Genomic DNA, 3,305 nt, shown 5'->3' on the forward strand with positions numbered 1-3,305 from the left:
ACAAAACTGACGACCAAAACAACGACGGACAAATCCATTCAGCACCTCGAATTTTTTTCAGACTGAGTCGGTGATTTTTCTTTCAGTAACCAGCCTCTCCTTTTTGACAGCCTCAATAATGAATCCGATGGAATAGAGAATAAACAATAAGCCGGTAATAGGAATGACAAGATAAACATAGCCCACTTTTATTCCCATCGCCGAAGAAATTTGATTGAGGTGAAACGTCATGCGAACTAAATTGTAGCCGCCAACTACGAGCACAAAAAACGCAAAAGCGATTACGATCAGGTAAATTACAATTTCCACAATTTTTCTTTTCAGCCCGGTGGTTTTGTAAGTCAAAATGTCAATTCCCAGATGAGCGCGAGTGTAAAGCGCGTAACTTGAACCCAGCAGACCGATCCAGATCAGTAAAAATCCTGCCAGCTCTTCTGTAAATGAACTGGGATTTTTCAAGATAAATCTGGTGAAGACCTGCCACGTCACATCGAGCACCATTGCAGCCATCAGAAAAATTAAAAAGCCGGCGATAACTCTGTTAATTGAATCGATAATTTTGATCATTGCTCATTCCCTGAATTTATTTCACGGATTCAATTTCTTCAATCAATTGATAAATCGGCGTGCCTCTGTAAGATTCATACATTTTTTTCACCTTGTCGCGAAATGGAGTTTTGTCCGGGTGAATGACTTCAACTCCAGCCTTTTGCACTTCACGCAACGCATGATCCGATGCCTCTTTCCATAATTTTCTCTGATATTCGACCGACTCATCCACAGCTTCCTGCAACCATTTTTGCTCCTGCGGCGTCAGGCTGTTCCAAACGACCGTGCTCATGATGAGAATATCCGGAACGGAAGTGTGCTCGTCCAGACTGTAATATTTGCAAACTTCGTAATGATGGGACAGATAAAAACTCGGGGGATTATTTTCCGCGCCGTCCACAATGCCTTGCTGCAACGATGTGTAAAGTTCACCCCAGGGGATCGGTGTTGCCGAACCGCCGAGCGTATTGACCATCTGCACCGCCGTAAGACTTTTCATGACGCGAATTTTTAGCCCTTTCAAATCTGCCGGCGAATTAATCGGCTTGTTTTTGGTGTAAAAACTTCGGCTTCCGGCATCGTAATAACACAGCCCGCGCAAAAAATATTTCTCGCCTGCTAACAAAATCCGCCTGCCGATTTCGCCGTTGAGCACTTTCCAACGATGGGCGTCGTTCCGAAAAACGTAGGGGATACCAAAAACTTTCATTTCCGGAATGAAACCTTCTAACGGCGCCGAAGAAACTTTTGTCATTGACAAGCTCCCGATTTGCACCAGTTCAATCAGATCGCGCTCTTCTCCGAGCTGACCGCTGGGATAAATGTCGATGCGCATTTTCCCATGCGACTTTTCCGCCACGCGCGCTGCCATGAAAACCATCGCTTTGTGCACCGGATGCGTGGCATCCAGCACGTGCGCCAGTTTCAGCACTCGAACGCGTTGTACTTTTCCGCAGCTCATCAGCAGAAAAATAGAGAGAATTAAAATAGCAAAAATTTGGGGTAGCTTTGAAATTTTCATTTATTCCCTCGGTTCAAATTAATTTTTGCAAATGACCGATGACATTAATCTTATGGCTTTTTCTAAAATGCTTACGCATTAACTCCGAATTTTAATAGAATACACTTGAAATAAAAAATTTCTGTTTCTTTTTTGGTTAAAACAGTAAATCTTTGTGTCTTCGCGTCTTGGTGGTTAGAAAATATTTTTCAACGAAACCCCATCCATGTCATCAAAATCCTGATTTTCTCCGCCCATTGCCCAGACAAAGGAATAATTTCTCGTCCCGGCGCCGGCGTGAATGGACCAAACCGGAGAAATCACTGCCTGACCTTCTCTGACCGCCAGCAATCTGGTTTCCGCCGGCTCACCCATGATGTGAAAAACGACATTTTCGTATTCCAGATCAAAATACATATACACTTCCGAACGCCGGGCATGCGTGTGCGGGGCCATGGTATTCCAGACATTCCCGGGCTGTAGCACCGTAAATCCCATGACAAGCTGGCAACTCTTCATTCCATCCGGATAGATGTATTTATAAATTGTCCGCCTATTGGATTCTTCATCAGATCCCAGTTCCACTTTTCCTGCATCTTCCAGACGCCCCAGTTGTGTGGGATGATCTTTGTGCGCCGGATAGCTGACAATGTAAAATTTAGCCGGGTTTTTTTCGTTCTCGCTGGTAAATGAAATATTCCGGCTTCCCTTGCCAATGTAAAGGCATTCCTTGTTATTCAGTTTGAACTCTCTATTATCCACCTTCACCGAACCGGAAGCACCAATATTGAACACGCCAACTTCGCGACGTTGGGCGAAATAATCGGCTGCCATCTCTTTTTTGTCTGCCTCTAACTTCAATTCTTTTGTTTTCGGAACTACCGACCCCACAATCGCTCGATCAACATGAGAATAAACGAGTTCCACTTCATCCTCGCGGAAAAGGCTTTCGATCAAAAAACTCTCTCGCAACTCTTTGGTGTTCATCCGTTGATACCGCACCGGATCAATGGCGTGTCTGATTTCAATGGACATTTTGCATTCTCCTGTTTATTCCGAAATTATTTTTTTCAATTTAAAAAAATCAATCTGAAATTTCGATTTCAATCGGGTGATTCAACCTCATTTTTAAATTTTCAAGATATTGCTGAAATTTTGCCATTGTCTTTATTCCGCCTGGCTCTTGCTCCCAGGCTGCCAGAAAATAATAATCCACTTTTCCCTTTTTGGGTTGAAGCACCACGATATGATTGACATTATCTTCCGTCAAATCAATCAAATCCTCCTGCCGGTAAAACACAGCAATTCCAAGATTATCCCCAGCCAGGCTTTGTTTGCCCCAGTAGCCGAGATATTGCCAGCCATTTTCATTGCTTTCTGCCGGTTTCAATAATTCGCAATCTTCATGTTTGGCAAATCCGGTGCAGAGATTCGGAGCCCCATTAGAGATTTCCACGTTGTGCCGTGTCATTCGACTGCCGCCGGCGATGGATAAATTGGAAACCAAATCAAATTCTTTATCGCCGACCTTCCAACCGAAATATTTTGTCTGAATATGAGCCCAAATCGGACCTTCCGCCAATATTGCACAGGTAACGCTATCTGTCTCCGCAACCATTTTCACTCGATTTTGGATAAACATGCCAATGGAACCGATTCCCAGGGAGTTGCCAACTTTGAAAATATCCATGCCCCAGTCGCTCATCTCATGGTAAGAATCAAAATCATCCAGACCTACTTTCGGCAACACAATCGC

4 protein-coding genes are annotated in these 3,305 nt (G+C 43.9%); all 4 read right to left on the reverse strand.

Annotated elements, in window-relative coordinates:
• Positions 1-57: 57 nt before the first annotated feature.
• Positions 58-567 (reverse strand): TRAP transporter small permease, encoded by a 510-nt coding sequence (locus GXO74_11535; protein ID NOZ62305.1) that lies wholly within the window; start codon positions 565-567, stop codon positions 58-60.
• 16 nt (positions 568-583) lie between these two features.
• Positions 584-1,570, reverse strand: coding sequence for a TRAP transporter substrate-binding protein (locus GXO74_11540; protein NOZ62306.1), 987 nt, complete (start codon positions 1,568-1,570; stop codon positions 584-586).
• 174 nt (positions 1,571-1,744) lie between these two features.
• The gene (gene kduI, locus GXO74_11545; protein ID NOZ62307.1) at positions 1,745-2,584 is read right to left on the reverse strand and encodes a 5-dehydro-4-deoxy-D-glucuronate isomerase; all 840 of its coding nucleotides are present in this window, start codon (positions 2,582-2,584) and stop codon (positions 1,745-1,747) included.
• Positions 2,585-2,633: 49 nt separating this feature from the next.
• The coding region (locus GXO74_11550) for a DUF4861 domain-containing protein (protein ID NOZ62308.1) at positions 2,634-3,305 on the reverse strand (672 nt) is incomplete at its 5' end.

It is taken from the genome of Calditrichota bacterium (genome assembly GCA_013152715.1).
GTDB lineage: Bacteria > Zhuqueibacterota > Zhuqueibacteria > Thermofontimicrobiales > Thermofontimicrobiaceae > 4484-87.